We start from the raw sequence: 1,183 nt of genomic DNA, 5'->3' as shown, positions 1-1,183 counted from the left end.
GTGAATGTACTGAAGCGCAATGACAACGCGCTTGTTGGTCGGAATGTTGACGCCGGCTATACGAGCCATGTTCTTCCCTTCTCCATGTGGGCCGGCCAATCCTCAAAAACGAGGCGGGCACGGCGCTGTCTTAAGTTGCCCCGCGTCCGGTGGAGGCCGGCCCATGCGGGAGTTTCCAGTTCAATGCGGCTGCCTTGCCCTTGCGGACAAGCAAAGCTCATGCCTGATAGGAAGACGGGCCGCCATACCGCAGCGAACCGCCTCCGTCAAGTGCAATCGTTAATTTCCCCGCACTGCGTCCTTGAGCACCGCTTCGATCTGTTCCGTCACGGCGTCGATATCGGCCATGCCGTCGACACTGCGGAGCTTGCCCTTGGCATAGTAGTAGCCAATCAGCGGCGACGTCTTCTTGTAGTATTCCCTCAGGCGCTCTTCGAACACGGTCGGGTTGTCGTCCTTGCGAACGGGAAGGCCGGCGGCCTGCGCCTCGTCGGCGCGCTTGACGATCCGGCCAACCAGGGCCTTGTCGTCGACCACGAGCTCAATGACGGCGTTGAGGGCCTGGGAGCGATCCAACAGCATCTGCTCAACCGCATCCGCCTGCACCAGGGTCCGCGGATAGCCGTCGAGGATGAACCCCTTGGCGCAGTCGGGCTGATCGATACGCTCGGCGACGATCGCGTTGACGATCGCATCGGACACCAGTTCACCGGCATCCATCACCGCCTTGGCGCGCTTGCCGACTTCGGTGCCTGCCTGGACGGCAGCACGCAGCATATCGCCCGTCGAGAGCTGGGGTATGCCGTGTTTTTCTACCAGTCTTTGTGCTTGCGTCCCCTTGCCCGCTCCTGGCGGCCCAAGCAATATCAACCTCATCTGGCTTTCTTCCCCCCGCGCAGCTTCGACTTCTTGATCAGGCCTTCATACTGGTGCGCGATCAGGTGGCCCTGAATCTGCGCAACCGTATCGAGCGTGACACTGACCACGATCAGAAGCGATGTGCCACCAAGGTAGAATGGTACGCCAGTCGCCGAGATCAGGAACTCCGGCAACAGGCACACCAGCACCAGATAGATGGCGCCGACGACGGTGATGCGGGTGAGAACGTAATCGATGTAATCGGCGGTGCGCTCGCCCGGACGATAGCCCGGGATGAAGCCCGAATGCTTCTTGAGCTGGTCGG

At 61.0% G+C, this 1,183-nt stretch carries 1 protein-coding gene and 2 pseudogenes; all 3 read right to left on the bottom strand.

Annotated features, from left to right (window positions below; genetic code table 11):
- Positions 1-69 (bottom strand): annotated as a pseudogene (locus EOD15_RS34535) (30S ribosomal protein S13); the annotation flags it as partial.
- Between the two features lie 210 nt (positions 70-279).
- Positions 280-876, bottom strand: coding sequence for an adenylate kinase (locus EOD15_RS34530; protein WP_127321838.1), 597 nt, complete (start codon positions 874-876; stop codon positions 280-282).
- Positions 873-1,183 (bottom strand): annotated as a pseudogene (locus tag EOD15_RS34525) (preprotein translocase subunit SecY); the annotation flags it as partial. The pseudogene EOD15_RS34525 and the gene EOD15_RS34530, both read right to left, overlap by 4 nt.

This window comes from Mesorhizobium sp. M7A.T.Ca.US.000.02.2.1 (assembly GCF_003996995.1).
In the GTDB taxonomy this organism is placed as follows: domain Bacteria; phylum Pseudomonadota; class Alphaproteobacteria; order Rhizobiales; family Rhizobiaceae; genus Mesorhizobium.
Note: the sequence above shows the minus strand (reverse complement) of the source record. Positions and strands in the feature narration are given on the sequence as shown.